Genomic DNA, 17,399 nt, shown 5'->3' with positions numbered 1-17,399 from the left:
GTGACCGAGACCGATTCCGTGACCGGGCCCCGCACCTCCGACGGTCCCCGCATGCACATCGTCGAGACCTACTTCGAGTGCTGCGGCTTCGACCACACCTTCCTCCAGGGCGGCACCTCGGTATATCTGTGGAACCTCTCCCGGGCGTTCGCCGCCCGCGGGCACCGGGTCTCCATCGTCACCCCGGCCCACGGCCGCCTGGACGACCTGCGCTCCAGATACGACGTCGAGGATCTCGACTACTCCGACACCTACACGCTGCCGCTGCTGCTCGACCCCGAGGTCTGGCAGGGCTTCCCCGCCGAGGCGGACCTCCCGCTCACCACCACCGCGCACCGCATCCGGCTCGACGGAGTGGATCTGTACTTCCTCTCCAACGACTGCCTGGACCGGCTGCCGGACACCTTCTACCCGCCGTACTCCGCCAAGGGCAGCGACCTGGTCTTCTTCAAGCCGCTGGTCTTCCAGGTGGACAGCGTGCGGTTCCTGCGCGCCTGGTTCGGCGCGGAGAAGACACTCGTGCACGCCCACGAGCCGTACTACCACTACCTGCTGCCCGCCGCGTTCCGCGACGACCCGCTCAAGCCCGTGGTCAGCACGGTGCAGAGCAACATGCCGATCACCAAGAAGGTCTACGGCCCCGAGGTGCGCAGGCTCCTCGAACTCCTCGGCGCCGGGCTGCCGCTGCCGCTGGACCCGCCGCTGCCGGCCGAGGTGCGCGCCGACCCGGTCCGCCAGTACCAGCAGCTCACCCATCTGCACTACGAGTACCCGCGCGACCATGTCGCCCTGTACCGGCTGATCCTGGACCACGCCGACCTGGTGGACTTCCTCTCCCCCGGGCAGCTCGACTTCTACGCCGCGTTCCGTGACACGCCGTTCGAGGCGCTGTTCCGGGAGCTGCCGATCGCCGGGGCCGTGCGGGACAACGCGCACAAGATGTTCGTCGGCGGCTGCGCGATCTCCGACCAGTGGCTGGCCTGGGACCCGGCGGAGGTGGACCGCGAGGAGGTGCTGTCCGGTCTCGGTCTCGACCCGGCGCTGCCGACCTTCTTCCACAACGCGCGCTACGCGCTGCACCACAAGGGCCAACTGGAGCTGCTGCGCGCCGTGGACCGGGTGCTCAGCGACGGGCTCGCCGCCAACTTCGTGCTGCGCTGCATCTCCGGCGCCCCGCTCGACGACCCGTACTTCCGTGACGTCGCCGACCGGCACAAGGGGCGGCTGCACCTGGAGTCGGAACGGGTCGGCGAGCGGCGCGTCTTCGAGTACGCGGCGTCATCCGACTTCTGCCTGTTCCCGTCCAAGTTCGAGATGGACACCTTCCTCATCGCGCAGGGCGAGGCGATGGTCTGCGGTGCCGTACCGATCGCCACCGCGCAGGCGGGCATGGCGCACTTCGGGCACGCGCTGCCGGAGCCGGACGCCACCGGGTTCGCGGTGAACCGTTCGTTCGCCGAGGACGACGCGCTGCTCACCGACGCCCTGGCCGCGCGGATCCGCGAGGCGGTGACCCTGTGGACCGAGGACCCGGCGCGCCACCGCGAGCTGGCCTCGCGGGCCGCCGCGGTCGCCCGGCAATTCACCTGGGAGCACTGCGCGGACCTGCACCTGGCCGCGTTCCGCCCGCTCTGGGAGGGCGGGGCACCGGTGCTGCCCGCGGAACGGGCGCTGCGGCACGGCTGGTTCGAGCTGCTCGGTGACGACGAACTCACCGAGGAGGCCCTGCTGCGCCACGGTGACCTGGCGGCGTACGAGCGGCTGGCCCCGCTGGACGCGGCGGCCGCCCGGCGGTTCTGGGACACCGCCTGGCAGCGGGCCGACTTCGCGGTGTGCGAGCGGGTCGCGGAGCGCTTCCCCGGGGCGGTGCCCGAGGAGCCGCGGCGCGCGCTGCGCGAGCGCCACCGGGTCGCGGACGGCGTCCTGACGTACCGGCTGCCGCACGCCGAACGGGTGGAGGTCGTCACGCCCGGCGCCGACGACGGCCGGGGCCGCGCGCTGCCCGAGGTGCGGGAGCTGCGCCGCACCGCGCAGGGCGAGTTCACTGGACCGGCACCGCAGCCGGGGGCCCGGCTGCTGCTCACGCTGGACTCGGGCCGGGTCACCTGGGACGAGGTGCGGCATGGCTGACCACGGGGTGCGGACCGTGCTGCTCGCGGGCGGCGAGGGCCGGCGCATGGGCCCGCTGGGCACCGGCCGGCTGAAACCGCTGGTGCCGTACGGCGGCGCCTGCCGGCTGATCGACTTCAGCCTCGCCAACGCCCGTTCCTCGGGCCTGGGCGAGGTGCTGCTGCTCTCGCAGTACGAGGAGCGGCAGCTGATGGACGACCTGCACCGGGTGTGGAACGGCCACCCGGACTTCCGGGTGCACTTCGGGCCGTACGACCGGGCCTACCGCGAGGCCGGCGGCGGGCTGCCGCGGGAGCTGCCCGAGCGGACCCGGCCGGCCGAGCGGGGCACCGCGGACGCGCTGATCCACAAGGCGGAGTACGTCTTCGGGGGCGACCCGGAGCAGATCCTCGTCCTGCACGCGGACCACGTCTACCGCTTCGACCACGGCCCGCTGGTCGCCGCCCACCGGGCCTCCGGGGCCGCGCTGACCGTCTCGTACCAGCGGATCGAGCGGCGGTGGGTGCACCTGTTCGGGATGGTGCGGTTCGACGGGGCGGGGCGGCTCACCGAGTTCACGGAGAAGCCCGCCGAGCCGACCAGCGACCTGGTGTTCGCCGCGTTCTGCGTCTTCGACGCGGCCGTTCTGCGCCGCTGTCTGGAGAAGCTCGACGGCACCGACTGGCAGCACGACATCAGCCGGGACGTCATCCCGGCGATGCTCGCGGCCGGGGAGCACATCCGCGGCTACGAAGTGGCCGGGCACTGGGAGGACATCGGCACCGTCGAGCGCTACCACCGGGCGCATCTGCGGCTGGCCGCCGAGGGCCCGCGCGCCGGTCTGCCGGTGGAGCGGATGCCCTGGACCATCCGCCCGGACACGGCCCGCGCATGGGTGGCGGACGCCGACGGGGTGACGGCGTCGCTGGTGCCCGCCGATCTCGTCAACGAAGGCCGGGTGGAGCACAGCGTGCTGTTCCCGGGCGTGCGCGTCGGGGCGGGCGCGCGGGTCCGGCGCAGTGTGCTGCTCCCCGGGGCCGTCGTGCCGCCCGGCGGCGACATCGACTCGGCGGTGGTCCTGGAGAACGGCCGCGTCCAACAGGTCACCGACAGCACGGCACTACTGGAAGGAACACACCCATGAGTTCGCCCTCCTACGACATCCTGGTGGTCGGCGGCGTAGGCGTCGACACCGTCGTACGCGTCGAGACCCTGGAGGTACCCCCGGGCGACTCGCTGCACGTGCCGCCCGTCATCGACTACGTCGCGCACACCGGCAACGGCGTGGCGCTCGGCGCGCACGCGCTCGGCCTCGCCACCAAGTTCGTCGACTTCCTCGGGGACGACCCGCAGGGCCACGCGGTGCTCGCCGCATACGCCGAGCGGGGTCTCGACTTCAGTCACCTGGTGTCCCCGCACGGCACGCCGCGCGGCATCAACCTGGTCGACGCGCAGGGCCGCCGGTTCTCCTTCTTCGACTCCCGGCACCCGGAGGACCTGCGGCTGCCCCGCTCCTTCTACCTGCCGCACCTGGAGCGGTCCCGGCACGTCCACCTGTCGATCATCGGCCACAACCGCGACCTGTACGAGGACATCCACCGCCTCGGCATCACCAGCTCCACCGATCTGCACGACTGGGACGGGGTCAACCCGCACCACCTCACCTACGCCCTCTCCTCCGACTACGTCTTCCTCAGCGCCGCCGCGATCCACGACCGGTACGAGCAGGTCATGCACCGGATCATCGACGAGGGCCGGGCCCGGTTCGTGGTGGCCACCGACGGCGCGGCGGGCTGCCACCTGCTGGAACGGGGCGAGAGCAAGCCACGGCACTTCCCCGCGGTGCGGCCGGAGCGCCCGGTGGTCGACACCAACGGGGCGGGCGACGCCTTCGTCACCGGCTTCCTGCACGGCCTGCTCGACGGGCGGCCGCCGGAGGAGTGCGTGCTGGCCGGATCCGTGTGCGGTGCCTTCGTCTGCGGTGCCGTCGGCACCCACACCGAGTTCATCGATCTGCCCGGACTGCGCGCGGCCTGCGCCCGCGCCGTCCGGGCCGGATGAGGAGCCCCCCAGGTGCACATCATCGCCTTCTCCTTCGAGTGCGGCGGGTTCGACAACCGGCTGATGCGCGGCGGTCTCTCGCCCCTGGTGTGGAACCTGTGCCGCGCGTACGCGGCCCGCGGCCACCGGGTCTCGCTGGTGACCCCCGCGCACGGCCATCTCGACCCGCTGCGCGACCGCTTCGAGGTCGGGGAGACGGACTACCGGGTCACGGACACGGTCCCGCTCGTCCTGGACCCGAAGGTCTGGCCGGAACAGCCGCCGACGGTCGGCCTGCGGCTCACCACCACCGCCCACCGGCTGCGGCTGGACGGCGTCGACGTCCACTTCCTGTCCAACGCGTACCTGGACGCGCTGCCGGACCGGCTCTATCCGCCGCCGGGCACGGAGGGCCGGGACCTGGCCCACTTCAAGCCGCTGGTGTTCCAGGCGGCCGGACTGCGCTTCGTCCAGGACCGGCTGGGCGGTGACGAGCCCGCGGTGGTGCACGCCTTCGAGCCGTACTACCACTACCTGCTGCCCGCCGTCCTCGCGGGCGACCCGCGGTTCCGTACGGTGAGCACGGTCGCCGCGAACGCGCCGGTCACGCAGCAGGTGTACCGCCCCCAGGTGGAGCGCCTGCTCGGGCTGTTCGGCGCGCCCGCCACGGACCTGGACGCGCTCGACGGGCCGCCGCCCGCCGAGGACTCCCCCGGGGCCACGGTGGCGCGGGCGCTGGCCGGCACCCGGATGCACGTCGAGCAGGGCCCCGACCACGTGGGCCTGTTCCCGCTGGTGGCCGCGCACGCGGACCTGGTGGACTTCGTCTCGCCGGGCCAGCTGCGGCACTACAGCACCTTCGAGGGCACCCCGCAGGAGGCGCTGTTCGCACCGCTGCCGGTGGCCCGGCTGCTGCGCGAGCGGTCGCACAAGCTGCTGGCGGGCGGCTGCGGCGTCGCGGGGAGCTGGCTGGCCCGCGATCCGGGCGCGGTGGACCGGGACGCGGTGCTGCGCGGCCTCGGCCTCGACCCGGCGCGGCCCGTCTTCTACCACGCGGCCCGCTACGCGGTGCACCACAAGGGCCAGCTGGAGCTGATGCGGGCCGTCGAGGACGTCCTCGCCACCGACCCGGACGTCAGCTTCCTCCTGCGCTGCTCGACGGGCGGCGGCGGGGACGGCCCGGCGACCGTGGCGAACGCGGCGTTTCAGGCGCTCGCCGACCGGCACCCGGAGCAGGTGCGCCTGGACTGGCGCCTCGCCGACGAGGACACCCTGTTCACCGAGGCCGCCTGCGCCGACTTCTGCGTCTACCCCTCCAAGTACGAACTGGACGGGTTCCTGATCGCGCAGGCCGAGGCGATGGCGGTCGGGGCGGTGCCGATCGCCACCGCGCAGCGGGTCACCGGGCACTTCGGGCACGCCCGGCCGCTGGACGACCCCGAGGCGACGGGGTTCGCCGTGCGCGGTTCGTTCCGCGACGACGACGCCGGGCTCGCGGCGGCGCTCGCGGACCGCATCCGTCAGGCCGTCGCGGTCTTCCGCGACGACCCCGGCACCTATGCCCGGCTGTCGGCGAACGCCCGGCGCACCGCCCGCTCGTTCACCTGGGAGCGCAGCGCCGCGACCCGCCTCGCGGCCTACGAGCGGATCCTGTGCGACGAGCACCGCCCGCTGCCGGACGAGGAGCTGCTGGCGCTGGGCTGGCTGGACCGGCTGTCCGACGCCGCCTGGACCGGACAGCGCGCACGCGTCGAGCGGGTCGCCCTGGAACACGGTGACGCCGACGCCTACGCGCGCGTGCACGGCGTCGAGACCGGGCGGCTCGAGGCCGACGCCTGCGTACGGCTCTTCGAGGCCGCGTACCGGCGGGCGGACTTCGCGCGGTGCGCGGGGATCGCCCGGCTGTCCGGCCGCCCCGAGCTGACGGGCCGGCTGGCCGGACGGTGCCGGATCACGCCCGGTCCGGACGGCACCCGGCGGGTGCGGTACGTCCACCCCGGGGCCGAACGCGTCGACGTGGTGGTGGAGTCGGGGGCGCCGGCGGCCGGCGGGGACGAGGCGGGCGGACCCGGCCGGGTGCGGGAGTCCGCCGCCGAGGCCCTGGCCTCCGACGAGCCGACACCCGCCGGCGGCGGGGCCGTCCTGCGGCCCCTGGAGTCCGACGGGGCCGGGGGCTTCACCGGTGTCCTGGACGGGCCGCCCGTGGGCCGGCACCTCGTCGCCCAGGTGACGCTGCGCTCGGGCCGGGTGGCCTGGGACGCCGTCCCGGTCGCCGCGCCGCCGTTCCGGGTCGTCGCCACCGACCTGGACGGCACACTCCTGCGCGGTGATCTGACGGTGTCCGAGCGCACCCGGCGCGCCCTGGACCTGGTCGGCGCGGCCGGCGCCCACCACCTGGTGGTCACCGGCCGTCCCGCGGTCGCCTGCAAGCACCTCCTTGACGCCCTCGGCTACCGGGGGCTGGCCGTGTGCGGGCAGGGCGCGCAGCTCTACGACGCGGGCGCCGACCGGCTGCTGTCCTCGCTGCCGCTCGACCGGGAGCTGGCCCGCGAGGTCGTGGCCCGGGTCGAGGCCGCGCTCGGCCCGCTGGAGCTGGGGATCGTCACCTCGCCGCCGGAGAGCCGGTTCAAGGTCACCCCCGGGTTCGGGGAGCGCGTCCGGCACGGCTGGGACGTGACGACCGACCCGGCGCTGCTGTGGGACACGCCGATCGACAAGCTGATCCTGCACCACCCGGAGGTGGACGAGGACCGGCTGGCCGTCACCGCAAGGGAGTTGATGGGGGACGCGGTCACCGTGGTGCACTCGGTCAAGGGCATGGTGGAGATCCTCCCGGCCGGTACGGACAAGGGCACCGGTGTCGCCCGTGCCGCCCGGCTGCTCGGCTTCACCGGCGCGGACACCGTCGCCTTCGGCGACATGCCCAACGACATCCCGCTGCTGGCCTGGGCCGGTCACGGGGTGGCGGTGGGCAACGGCCACCCGGAGCTGCGGGCGATGGCCGACGAGATCGCGCCCGCCAACGACGAGGACGGGGTCGCCGCGGTCCTGGAACGCCTCTTCGGCACGGCCGCCGCGGAGGTCCGCCCATGACGTCCCGCTCATCTTCCCGGACACCGGCCACGCCGGACGGCGCGCTGCGCGAACTGGCCCGCGCGCACTCCATCGCCACCGGCTACACCACCGACCGGGGGCACCGGGTCACGGTCCCGGCGGACACCCTGGTCGCCGTACTGGCCGCGTGCGGGGTCGACGCGGCCACCGAGCGCGCGGCCCGCGCCGCGCTCGCCGGGCGGCGGCGCCCCGCCGACGCCCGGCCGCTGCCGCCCTGCACGGTGGTCCGCGCCGGTACGCGGGCCCGGCTGCCGCTGCCGCCGGGCGCCGAGGCGCATCTCGCCCTGGAGGACGGCGGGCGCGCGGAACCGTCCGCCGAGCTGCCGCCGGGCCGGCACGTCCTGCACGTACGCACCGGAGACCGCGAGGAGTCGGCGTTCGTGCTCGCGGTGCCCGACCGCGTCCCGGTGCCCGAACACCGCGACTGGGGCTTCCTCGTCCAGCTCTACTCGGTCCTCTCGCGCCGTTCCTGGGGCATGGGCGACCTCGGCGACCTGGCCGGGCTGGCGGCCTGGTCGGGGCGCGAGCTGGGCGCCGGGTTCGTCCAGCTCGGCCCGCTGCACGCGATGGAGCCGGGCGGTCTGCCCGACCCGTCCCCGTACCGGCCGAGCTCGCGGCGGTTCACCGACCCGATGCACGTACGGGTGGAGGCGGTGCCGGAGTACGGCGGGCTGAGCGGTGCCGGCCGGGAGGCGGCGGACGCCTGTGCCGCCCGGGCGCGGCGGCTCAACGACGGGGTGCTGCGCGGGGAGACGCTCATCGACCGCGAGACGGTGCGGGCGCTGAAGCAGCGGGCGCTGCGGCTGGTGCACGCGGTGCCGCTCGCCCCGGCGCGCCGGGCCGCGTACGAGGACTTCGTCCGGCGCGAGGGGCGGGACCTCACCGACTTCGCCACCTGGTGCGCGCTGGCCGAGGTGCACGGCGGGGCCTGGCGGTCCTGGCCGGCCGGGCTGCGCGATCCCCGGTCGGCGGCGGTGGCCGCGGCACGCGCGGAACTGGCGGACGCCGTGGACTTCCACCGCTGGCTGGCCTGGATCACCGACGAACAGCTCGGCACGGCGCAGCGGGCGGCCACGGACGCCGGGATGCGCATCGGACTCGTGCACGACCTCGCGGTGGGCGTGGCCCCGGAGGGCGCCGACGCCTGGGCCTTGCAGCACTGTCTGGCGGGCGGCATGAGCGTCGGCGCGCCGCCCGACGACTTCAACCCGCGCGGGCAGGACTGGGGCCAGCCGCCCTGGCGGCCCGACGTGCTGGCGGCCGAGGGATACCGGCCGCTGGCCGCGCTGCTGCGCGCCGGGATGCGGCACTCGGGCGCCCTGCGGATCGATCACGTGATGGGCCTGTTCCGGCTCTGGTGGGTGCCCGAGGGCAGGCCGCCGTCGGAGGGCACGTACGTCCGCTACGACGCGGCGGCGATGCTGGGGGTGCTGCTCCTGGAGGCGCACCGGGCCGGGGTGCACGTGATCGGCGAGGACCTCGGGACCGTCGAGGCCGGGGTCCGCGAGGAGCTGGCGGCCCGTGGCGTGCTGGGCACCTCCGTGCAGCGGTTCGAGTACCTGGGCGGCTCGGAGGGCCGGCACGGGCCGCTGCCCGCCGACCGGTGGCGGACCGACTGCCTGGCCACGCTCACCACGCACGACCTGCCGACGACCGCGGCCTGGCTGAGCGGCGAGCACGTCGAACTGCGGTCCCGGCTCGGCCTGCTGACCCGTCCTGAGGCCGAGGAGAAGGACGCGGCGGCCACCGAGCGCGACGGCTGGCTGGCCGAGCTGCGCCGCGAGGGCCTGCTGCCCGACCCGGACGGCGAGGTCGTCGCCCTGCACCGTCTCCTGGCCCGTACGCCGTCGCGGCTGCTCGGGGTGTGGCTGCCGGACGCCACGGGCGACCGCAGGCCGCAGAACCTGCCCGGCACCGCCGCGGTCCACCCCAACTGGCGGCTGCCCGTGGCGGATCCGGACGGCCGCCCGGTGCCGCTGGAGCAACTGCCCGAGCACCCGCACCTGCACGCCGTCGCCCGTGTGTTCACCGCGCAGGCGGCAAAACCGCACCGACCGAACACTGAGGAGAACGATGTCAGGCACGGCCCTTGCCCGGGTTGAGGAGGCAGTCGAGGGGGTGGTCGAGGACGCCGGAGGCTTCGGCCTGCTGGCACCGGAGGGCACGCGGTACCGCGTGGACGTCACCGCCGGGGTCTTCGACCCCGGCAACCCGCTGCTCGCCGGCTATGTCGCGGGCCGGCGCGTGGTGGCCTTCGTCGGACCCACGGTGCACCGGCTCTACGGCGCACGGCTGCGCGCGTACCTGGACGCCCGGCTCGCGCCGGGCAGCTGGAGCGTGCATGTGATCGACACCGGTGAGCGCAACAAGACCCTCGCCTCCGTGGAGCAGGTGTGCGCGCTCGCCAAGGCGGCCGGTCTCGACCGGCACGGAGTGATGCTCGCGGTGGGCGGCGGCATCGTCGCGGACGTGGTGGGCTTCGCCGCGTCCATGTACGCGCGCGGCATCCGCTACATCAAGGTGAACACCAGCCTCGTCGGCCAGGTCGACGTGGGCGTGGGGGTCAAGACCGGTGTCAACGCGCTGCGTTCGAAGAACATGTTCGGCGCCTACCACCCGGCGCACGCCTCCATCGCCGACCCGTCGCTCCTTGCGACGCTGCCGCCCCGGGAGATCCGCTGCGGACTGGCGGAGATCGTCAAGATGGCGGTGATCGTGGACGGCGACCTCTTCGGGGCGCTGGAGCGGCACCCGGACGCGTTCCTCGGCAGTGCGGACGGGGAGGTGGAGACGTACGTCCTGCGCACCTCCATGCGGCTGATGATGGAGGAGCTGTGCCCGAACCTGCGCGAACTGGAGCTGGCCCGGCTCGTCGACTTCGGGCACACCTTCAGCCCGGTGATCGAGACGGCGGGCGGCCACCGGCTGGAGCACGGTGAGGCGGTCGCCGTCGACATGGCGCTGTCCGCGCACATCGCGCGGCTCCTCGGGCTCGCCGACGCGGAGACCTGCGCCCGGATCGTGACGCTGCTGCGCCGCATCGGACTGCCCGTCTTCGACGCGGCCACCTGCACCGAGGAGCTGATGACGCAGGCGCTGCACGCGTCCTGGCAGCGCCGGGGCCGCAAGCTGCACCTGGTGGTGCCGACGGACATCGGCAAGGCCGCGTTCGTCACGGAGCTGGCGGACCTGCCGGCCGAGGTGCTGCGGGCCGCCCTGCGCGCGCTTGCGGCCGAAGGAGGTGCCCGGTGACCGCGGCCGACGTGACGCACGCGGGGCCGCCGCCGGACGTGCCCAATCTGGACGACCTGTTCAGCGGCAAGGAGCACGACCACGGCGGACTCGGCACGATCCTGGCGCACCGGGTGTTCTCCCGGGCCGAGGGCGGCGAGGGCGCGTCCTTCATCGACCTGGCCGTGCTGCCGCCGGGCACGTCCATAGGGCGGCACCGGCACGGCGCGGACCGCGAGACGTACATCGTGCTGCGCGGCAGCGGCCTGATGTTCCGGGACGGCGCGGAGTTCCGCGTCGCCACGGGGGACGTCGTGGCCAACCGGCCGCACGGTGAGCACGGCCTCGTCAACGACTCCGGCGCCGAGCTGTGGATCCTGGTCTTCGAGGAGGAACTCCGTGACGCTCCCGCGGTCTGAGCCGCTCGTCCCCTCCGGAGCACGGGACGAGCCCACTGCCCCGGACGGCGCCTTCACCGTCCTCGACGTCGGCGGCACCACGCTGCGCACCGGCACGTACGACCCGGTGACGGCGGAGCTGTCCGGGGTGCGCCGGGTGCCGGTGGAGGGCATCGCCCGGCATCCGCACGACCCCGTGCCCGTGTTGCAGCAGCGGGTCGTGGACCAGATCGTCCACGAGGTGGCCCAGCGCGGCGGCGGCGCGCCCGCCCGGCCCGTCGGGGTCGCCTTCGCGGGGCCGATCTCGGCGAGCGGACTGGTGCTCGCGGCGCCCACGGTGTGGGGGCGGCGCGGCGAGCCGCTGCCGCTGGGCCAGTTGCTGTCGCGGCGGATCGGCGCCCCGGTCGTGGTCGTCAACGATCTCACCGCGGCGGCCTGGCGGTACGCGGCGACCGAGGCCGAGCCGTTCTGTCTGCTGACCGTCAGTTCCGGGATCGGCAACAAGGTGTTCCGGGGCGGCGAGGTGCTGCTCGACGCCGACGGCCACGGGGGCGAACTGGGTCACTGGGTGTGCGACCCGTCGCCGGACGCGCCGCTGTGCGACTGCGGCGGGCGCGGCCACCTGGGCGGCATCGCCTCGGGACGCGGGGTGCTGGCCGCCGCCCGGCGCGCGGCCTCGGGCGATCCGGCGGGCTTCGCGCGGTCCCGGCTCGCCGAACTGTGCGGGGGCAGCGGCGGCGTCGGCGGACTGGGCAATCCGGCGATCGCGGCGGCGGTACGGGAAGGCGATCCGTTCGCCACCGAGGTGCTGCGCTCCACGCTCACCTACCTCGCGCAGGCGATCGGCGCGGTCTTCACCTCCGTCGGGATCTGCCGGTACGTCATCATGGGCGGCTTCGCCCTGGCGGTCGGCGAGCGCTACCGCGAGCTGCTGGTCGCGGAGCTCGTCCGGCTCGGCTGCTTCGGGCTCGACGCGGACGCGGTGGACGCCTTGGTGGCGCTGGGCCGCGCGGACGACGACCACGGTCTGATCGGGGTGGGCCGGCTGCTCGCCGACCGGACCGGCGCGCACTCCCGGCAGGAGGCGTGATGGCACCCGACCGCACCCGGACCCCGCCCCGCACGCTCGTCGTCGGCAGCGGCTTCGTCGGCACCGGCATCGCGCGCCGCCTCGCCGCGGCGGGTGAGCCGGTCACCCTGGCCTCGCGCACCCCGCCCGGGGCGCCGCGCGCCGAGGGGAGCGAGTGGACGGCCCTGGACGCCACCGACCGCGCGGCCTGCGCCCGGCTGCTGGCCCGGCTGCGGCCGGACCGGGTGGTCCTGGTGCACGGCCCGTCGGACGTCACCTGGTGCGAGGACCACCCCGGGCGCGCGCTCGCGGCGCACACCGCGGCGGCCGGGAACGTCGCCGCGCACGCCGACGGCGCGCGGGTGGTGCTGATCTCCACCGACAACGTCTTCGACGGCAGCCGCGCCGACAACACCGAGGACGCCCCGGTCGCCCCCGCCAACGCCTACGGCCGGGCCAAGCTCCGCGCCGAGCAGGCGCTCCTGTCCGCCGCCGCGGACGCCGTGGTGCTGCGGGTCAGTCTCGTCTACGGCCACGAGCCCGCCGACGCGGGCAAGTGGCTCAACTTCTTCTCGGCCTGCGCCCACCGGCTGCTCCGCGGCGAACCGGTCCCGGCCCCGGCGGACCAGTGGACCACTCCCGTACTGGTGGACGACGTGGCGGAGGTGACGGCCGCCGTCCTCGGCGCCCGCGAGCCGCTGCCCCCGGTGCTCCACCTCGGCGGCCCCGACCGGGTGAGCCGGGCCGACTGGGCCTCGGTGATCGCGAAGGAGCTGGGCGCGCCGCCCGGTCTGGTGGTGCCGACGGCCCGCGCGGGGACGCGTTACGCCTCCCGCCCGGAGAACACCTGCCTCACCAGCGGGCTCCTCGACCGGCTCCCGGCCACGCGGGACGTACCGCTGCGCGGGGTCCACGAGGCGGCCCGCCTGCTGGCGCGGTCCTTCTGAACTCCTTCGCTTCGTTGATCTGTTCCGACCCCGCAGGAGCCGACGTATGACAGAGAATCCGGCACAAAAGTACGACCTCCTCGTTCTCGGCGGCGGGGTGGCGGGGTGCGTCCTGGCCGCCCGGCTGAGCGAGGACCCCGCCCGGTCGGTCTGTCTGGTGGAGGCCGGACGGGACCACGGCCCCCGTGACGCGGGCTGGCCCGCCGGTCTCCTCGACGCCCGCAGCCTGCCGCGCGAGGAGGTGTGGGAGCGGCACGCCCCGGTGCACCGCGTCCGGGCCCGGGTCATCGGCGGTTCCTCCTGCGTCAACGGCTGCTGGAACACCTGGGGCACCTCGGCCGACCACGCGCAGTGGGAGCGCGCGGGCGGCCCGGCCTGGTCGGCGGCGGCCATGGAACGCCACCGCAAGGCGGCCGTGCGGCAGATGGGGCTGCGGGCCGTGCCGGACGGCGAGCTGTCCGCCTGGAGCCGGGCGGCGCTCACGGCGGCGGGCGAACTCGGTTACGGCGAGGTCGACATGGGCGCGCCCGGCGGCCCCGGCTACGGGACGCCGCTGCTCAACGCCGTCGACGGACTGCGCTGGAACGCCGCCTTCGGCTACCTGGACCCGGCCCGCTCCCGCCCCAACCTGACCGTCCTCGGCGACACCGCCGTCCACCGCCTGGACGTCCGCGGCGGCCGGGTGCACGGCGTTCGGGCCGAGCGCGACGGTGCGCGGCTGACGCTCACCGCGGACACGTACGTGGTGGCCTGCGGCACGTTCGGTTCGCCCGCGCTGCTGCTGCGCAGCGGCCTCGGACCGGCCGCTCACCTGCGGGAGGCCGGTGTCCGGCCCGAGGTCGACCTGCCGGGCGTCGGCGCCAACCTCACCGACCAGCCGGGCGTGTTCGTCCCGCTGGCACCGACCGACGGGCTGAACGCGGCCCTGGCCGACAAGGAGGCGCGCGGCGAGCTGTACGGGAACCGGGTGCTGATCAGGGCGGCGAGCCCGTACGCCCCGGACGGCGCCTGGGACCTGCACATCCTCGCCAACGCGGGGCCGCCGCTGTACGGCAGGCTGCCGCCGGGCCGGTACGAGGCCGGGCTGTCCTCCTTCCTGATGAAACCGGCGTCCCGCGGCCGGGTGCGGCTGCGCTCGGCGGACCTGGCCGACCCGCTCGACATCGACCCGGGCTTCTTCACCGACCCCGGGGGCCAGGACCTGGCCGCCGTGCGGGCGGGCCTCGGCATCGTCGAGGACCTGGCCCGGTCGGCCGCGCTGAGCCCCCTCGTACGGCCGCTGGAGGAACGTCCGTCGGAGCTGTCGGACGAGCTGGTCCGGGCCCGGGCCGGCACGTACTGGCACCCGGTCGGGACCTGTGCCATGGGCCCGGCGGACGACCCGGGCGCTGTGGTCGACGGGGCGGGCCGCGTACGGGGCGTGTCCAACCTGCGGGTCGCCGACGCCTCGGTACTGCCGACGGTCCCGGCCGCCAACACCCAGTTCCCGGTGCTCGCCACCGCCGAACTGCTGGCCGAGGCGGTGCTCCGTGACTGAGAGCCTGTGTCCAGACCCCGGACGGGCGGACGAACGGTCACCGGCGCCCGACGGCGGGCCGCCGCCGTCCGACATCCGCGAACACCGTGTGCTCTACGGCTGCATGGGCCTCGGCGGCGGCTGGGACACGTCCCCGTACACCGCCGCGGACGTCGGCCACGCCGAGGCGGCGGTACGGGCCGCGCTGGCTGCCGGGATCACCGCCTTCGACCACGCCGACATCTACCGGCACGGCAAGTCGGAGGCGGTCTTCGGCGAACTCCTGGCCCGTGACCCGGAGTTGCGCGGCCGAGTCCTCATCCAGACCAAGTGCGGGATCGTGCTGCCGGACGGTGCGCGCCCCGGGTACTACGACCTGCGCGGCGCGTCCGTCGTGCGGCGGGTCGAGGAGAGCCTGACCCGGCTGCGCACCGACGTGATCGACGTCCTGCTGCTGCACCGTCCCGACCCGCTGGCGCGGCCGGAGGAGATCCCGGAGGCGTTCGCCGCGCTGCGCTCGCAGGGGCTGGTCCGCCAGTTCGGGGTGTCCAACATGAGCGCCGCGCAGATCGCCCGCCTCCAGGCGGTGCTGGACGTGCCCTTGGTGGTCGACCAGTTGGAGATGAGCCTGCACCGGCGGGACTGGGTGGAGTCCGGCGTCCTGGTCAACACCCCGGCCGCGGCCGATGACGGCTTCCCGCACGGCACGCTGGAGTTCTGCGCGGCGCACGGGATCAGGCCGCAGGCGTGGGGCGCGCTCGCCCGGGGCCGGTTCACCGGCGGCCACGACGACTCGCCGGCCGCCCGGCTGGTCGCGGAGCTGGCGCAGCGCAAGGGCACCACACCGGAGACGGTCGTCCTGTGGTGGCTGCTCCGCCACCCGGCCGGTATCGCCCCGGTCATCGGCACCGCACGCCCCGACCGCATCGCCGCCTGCCGCGACGCCGTACACCGCTCTCCCGGGCTCGGCCACGAGGAGTGGTACGGCCTCTGGACGGCGGCCCGGGGGAAGGCGCTGCCCTGACCCGGGGCCGGGACTCGGGGCCGCCGTCACCGTCTGAGGCCGCCCCGCCGGTTCGGGTCCGGCCACTCGTCGAGGTAGCGGTCGACCACGCGGCCGAGACGGGACAGCCACTCCTCGCGGGTGCGGCGGTCGGGAGCCCGCAGCCGTACGGACAGCTCCTCGCCGTCGCGCAACCGCACGAGCACGTGGAAGGTCCGGCCGAGGCCCGACACGGCCGGGATCACCTGGGCGATCTCCTCCCAGGCGAAGTCGGCCTCCACTTCGGCGACGCGCACCGTGACACCGTTCTCGTCCACGGCGACGGCGTTGCGCGGGTCGGTCAGGGTGACCGGCCCCGATGTGTCGGCGCGGGCACGGCCCCGGGCCGCCGCCGGGACGGCGGGCGCGCGGGCGGGGGTCACGGGTGTGGTGTCCGGGACCGGCGGAGGCGGCCCGCACGGCGGGCGGGGGCGTCCGCCGGACGACCCTCACGACGCGACCCGCACCGGCCCGATCCGCCCGGCGTCCACCACGCACTCCCCCTCGTCCCCCGTGCCCCGGTCATGTCGGTCGCGGGGCCCGGCCAGTATCGCGGGTGTCCGGGGCGGACGCCGGGGAACCGGGGGTCAGCGCACCAGGCACGGGCGTTTGGCGTCGAACTGCCAGCCTGGGATCAGATACCGCATGGCGGTCGCGTCGTCGCGGGCTCCCAGGGCCTTCTCGCGGTAGAGGTCGTGGGCCGCGTGGAGTCTGTCCAGGTCCAGTTCGACGCCGAGGCCCGGGGCGTCGGGGACGGCGATCTCACCGCCGGTGATGCGCGGGGGCGCGGTGGTGAGGCGTTCCAGTCCCTCCTGCCAGATCCAGTGCGTGTCCAGGGCGTTGTACTCGCCGGGTGCCGCGGCGCCGCAGTGGGTGATCATGGCGAGGGAGATGTCGAAGTGGTTGTTGGAGTGGCAGCCCCAGGTCAGCCCCATCGCGTTGCAGAGCTGGGCCACCCGCACCGAGCCCTGCATGGTCCAGAAGTGCGGGTCCGCGAGCGGTATGGAGACGGACTGCAGGGCCAGGGCGTGGGTGAGCTGCCGCCAGTCCGTGGCGATCATGTTGGTCGCCGTCGGCAGACCGGTGGCGCGCCGGAACTCGGCCAGCGTCTCGCGTCCCGAGTAGCCGTCCTCGGCGCCGCAGGGGTCCTCGGCGTAGGCGAGCGTGCCGGCCAGCGGGCGGCACAGCTCGATCGCCTCGCGCAGCGACCACGCGCCGTTCGGGTCCAGGGTGATCCGGGCCTCGGGGAACCGGCTCTTGAGCGCCCGTACGGCCGCGACCTCCTCGGGGCCTGCCAGGACGCCGCCCTTGAGCTTGAAGTCCCGGAAGCCGTAGGCGTCGTGCGCGGCCTCGGCCTGGCGGACGATCGCCTCGGGGGTCAGGGCCTCCTCGTGGCGGACGCGGTGCCAGGCCACGTCCGCGTCGGGTTCGCGGACGTACTCCAGGTCGGTGCGGTCGGGGTCGCCGACGTAGAAGAGGTAGCCGAGGACCCGTACGGAGTCGCGCTGCTGCCCGTCGCCGAGGAGCGCCGCGACGGGGACGTCCAGGTGCTGCCCGAGCAGGTCGAGCAGCGCCGACTCGACCGCGGTGACCGCGTGGACGGTGGTGCGCAGGTCGAAGGTCTGGCCGCCCCGTCCGGCGGCGTCGCGGTCGGCGAAACGGTCCGCGATCCGGCGCAGAACGCGTTTGTAGTCGCCCACCTTCGCCCCGACGACCAGGGATGCGGCGTCCCGCAGCGTGCGCGTGATCTTCTCCCCGCCGGGCACCTCACCCAGCCCGGTACGCCCCTCGGAGTCCTCCAGGACCACGACGTTGCGGGTGAAGTAGGGGCCGTGGGCGCCGGAGAGGTTCAGCTCCATGCTGTCCCGTCCGGCGACGGGACAGACGGAGAACGCGGTGACGGTCGGCTGTCCGGTACTCATCGGGGGCCTTT

At 74.9% G+C, this 17,399-nt stretch carries 13 protein-coding genes; 11 read left to right on the top strand and 2 right to left on the bottom strand.

The annotated features are described in order from the left end of the window. The 11 genes from ACFV6E_RS04590 to ACFV6E_RS04540 are packed head-to-tail and all read left to right on the top strand — an operon-like array spanning position 1 to position 15,448. Positions 1 to 2,130, top strand: coding sequence for a glycosyltransferase (locus ACFV6E_RS04590; protein ID WP_385459361.1), 2,130 nt, complete (start codon positions 1 to 3; stop codon positions 2,128 to 2,130). Beyond that, complete coding sequence (locus ACFV6E_RS04585) at positions 2,123 to 3,253, top strand: sugar phosphate nucleotidyltransferase (protein WP_385459360.1); 1,131 nt, start codon at positions 2,123 to 2,125, stop codon at positions 3,251 to 3,253. Before ACFV6E_RS04590 ends, ACFV6E_RS04585 begins: the two co-directional genes overlap by 8 nt. Then, the gene (locus ACFV6E_RS04580; protein WP_385159447.1) at positions 3,250 to 4,170 is read left to right on the top strand and encodes a carbohydrate kinase family protein; all 921 of its coding nucleotides are present in this window, start codon (positions 3,250 to 3,252) and stop codon (positions 4,168 to 4,170) included. Before ACFV6E_RS04585 ends, ACFV6E_RS04580 begins: the two co-directional genes overlap by 4 nt. Positions 4,171 to 4,182: 12 nt before the next feature. Then, on the top strand, positions 4,183 to 7,242 hold the full coding sequence (locus tag ACFV6E_RS04575; RefSeq protein WP_385459359.1) for a Cof-type HAD-IIB family hydrolase: 3,060 nt from the start codon (positions 4,183 to 4,185) through the stop codon (positions 7,240 to 7,242). Further along, a complete protein-coding gene (gene malQ, locus ACFV6E_RS04570) occupies positions 7,239 to 9,365 on the top strand; it encodes a 4-alpha-glucanotransferase (RefSeq protein WP_385159451.1) in 2,127 nt (708 codons plus the stop codon). The genes ACFV6E_RS04575 and malQ overlap by 4 nt, the downstream gene beginning before the upstream one ends. Next, a complete protein-coding gene (locus ACFV6E_RS04565; protein ID WP_385159453.1) occupies positions 9,337 to 10,515 on the top strand; it encodes a sedoheptulose 7-phosphate cyclase in 1,179 nt (392 codons plus the stop codon). Before malQ ends, ACFV6E_RS04565 begins: the two co-directional genes overlap by 29 nt. Continuing rightward, a complete protein-coding gene (locus ACFV6E_RS04560) occupies positions 10,512 to 10,913 on the top strand; it encodes a cupin domain-containing protein (RefSeq protein WP_385159455.1) in 402 nt (133 codons plus the stop codon). Before ACFV6E_RS04565 ends, ACFV6E_RS04560 begins: the two co-directional genes overlap by 4 nt. Continuing rightward, on the top strand, positions 10,894 to 11,982 hold the full coding sequence (locus tag ACFV6E_RS04555) for an ROK family protein (protein WP_385459357.1): 1,089 nt from the start codon (positions 10,894 to 10,896) through the stop codon (positions 11,980 to 11,982). The genes ACFV6E_RS04560 and ACFV6E_RS04555 overlap by 20 nt, the downstream gene beginning before the upstream one ends. Further along, a complete protein-coding gene (locus ACFV6E_RS04550) occupies positions 11,982 to 12,908 on the top strand; it encodes an SDR family oxidoreductase (protein WP_385459355.1) in 927 nt (308 codons plus the stop codon). The genes ACFV6E_RS04555 and ACFV6E_RS04550 overlap by 1 nt, the downstream gene beginning before the upstream one ends. Positions 12,909 to 12,954: 46 nt before the next feature. Continuing rightward, positions 12,955 to 14,445 (top strand): GMC family oxidoreductase, encoded by a 1,491-nt coding sequence (locus tag ACFV6E_RS04545; protein WP_385459353.1) that lies wholly within the window; start codon positions 12,955 to 12,957, stop codon positions 14,443 to 14,445. Beyond that, a complete protein-coding gene (locus ACFV6E_RS04540) occupies positions 14,438 to 15,448 on the top strand; it encodes an aldo/keto reductase family oxidoreductase (RefSeq protein WP_385459351.1) in 1,011 nt (336 codons plus the stop codon). The genes ACFV6E_RS04545 and ACFV6E_RS04540 overlap by 8 nt, the downstream gene beginning before the upstream one ends. Positions 15,449 to 15,474: 26 nt before the next feature. On the opposite strand, the gene ACFV6E_RS04535 is transcribed toward ACFV6E_RS04540, so the two are convergent. Both ACFV6E_RS04535 and ACFV6E_RS04530 read right to left on the bottom strand, forming a co-directional pair. Continuing rightward, positions 15,475 to 15,849 (bottom strand): hypothetical protein, encoded by a 375-nt coding sequence (locus ACFV6E_RS04535; protein ID WP_385459349.1) that lies wholly within the window; start codon positions 15,847 to 15,849, stop codon positions 15,475 to 15,477. A 204-nt stretch (positions 15,850 to 16,053) separates the two neighbouring features. Beyond that, positions 16,054 to 17,388 (bottom strand): enolase C-terminal domain-like protein, encoded by a 1,335-nt coding sequence (locus ACFV6E_RS04530; RefSeq protein WP_385159467.1) that lies wholly within the window; start codon positions 17,386 to 17,388, stop codon positions 16,054 to 16,056. Positions 17,389 to 17,399: the final 11 nt, after the last annotated feature.

Origin of the sequence: Streptomyces sp. NPDC059785, from assembly GCF_042732375.1 — a bacterium.
In the GTDB taxonomy this organism is placed as follows: domain Bacteria; phylum Actinomycetota; class Actinomycetes; order Streptomycetales; family Streptomycetaceae; genus Streptomyces.
This window is presented reverse-complemented; position numbering and strand designations above follow the sequence as displayed.

Excerpts from the sequence above, each read along its gene's own strand:
- ACFV6E_RS04585 (WP_385459360.1), top strand. The coding sequence starts at position 2,123 with ATGGCTGACCACGGGGTGCGGACCGTGCTGCTCGCGGGCGGCGAGGGC.
- ACFV6E_RS04580 (WP_385159447.1), top strand. The coding sequence starts at position 3,250 with ATGAGTTCGCCCTCCTACGACATCCTGGTGGTCGGCGGCGTAGGCGTC.
- malQ (WP_385159451.1), top strand. The coding sequence starts at position 7,239 with ATGACGTCCCGCTCATCTTCCCGGACACCGGCCACGCCGGACGGCGCG.
- ACFV6E_RS04565 (WP_385159453.1), top strand. The coding sequence starts at position 9,337 with ATGTCAGGCACGGCCCTTGCCCGGGTTGAGGAGGCAGTCGAGGGGGTG.
- ACFV6E_RS04550 (WP_385459355.1), top strand. The coding sequence starts at position 11,982 with ATGGCACCCGACCGCACCCGGACCCCGCCCCGCACGCTCGTCGTCGGC.
- ACFV6E_RS04545 (WP_385459353.1), top strand. The coding sequence starts at position 12,955 with ATGACAGAGAATCCGGCACAAAAGTACGACCTCCTCGTTCTCGGCGGC.
- ACFV6E_RS04530 (WP_385159467.1), bottom strand. The coding sequence starts at position 17,388 with ATGAGTACCGGACAGCCGACCGTCACCGCGTTCTCCGTCTGTCCCGTC.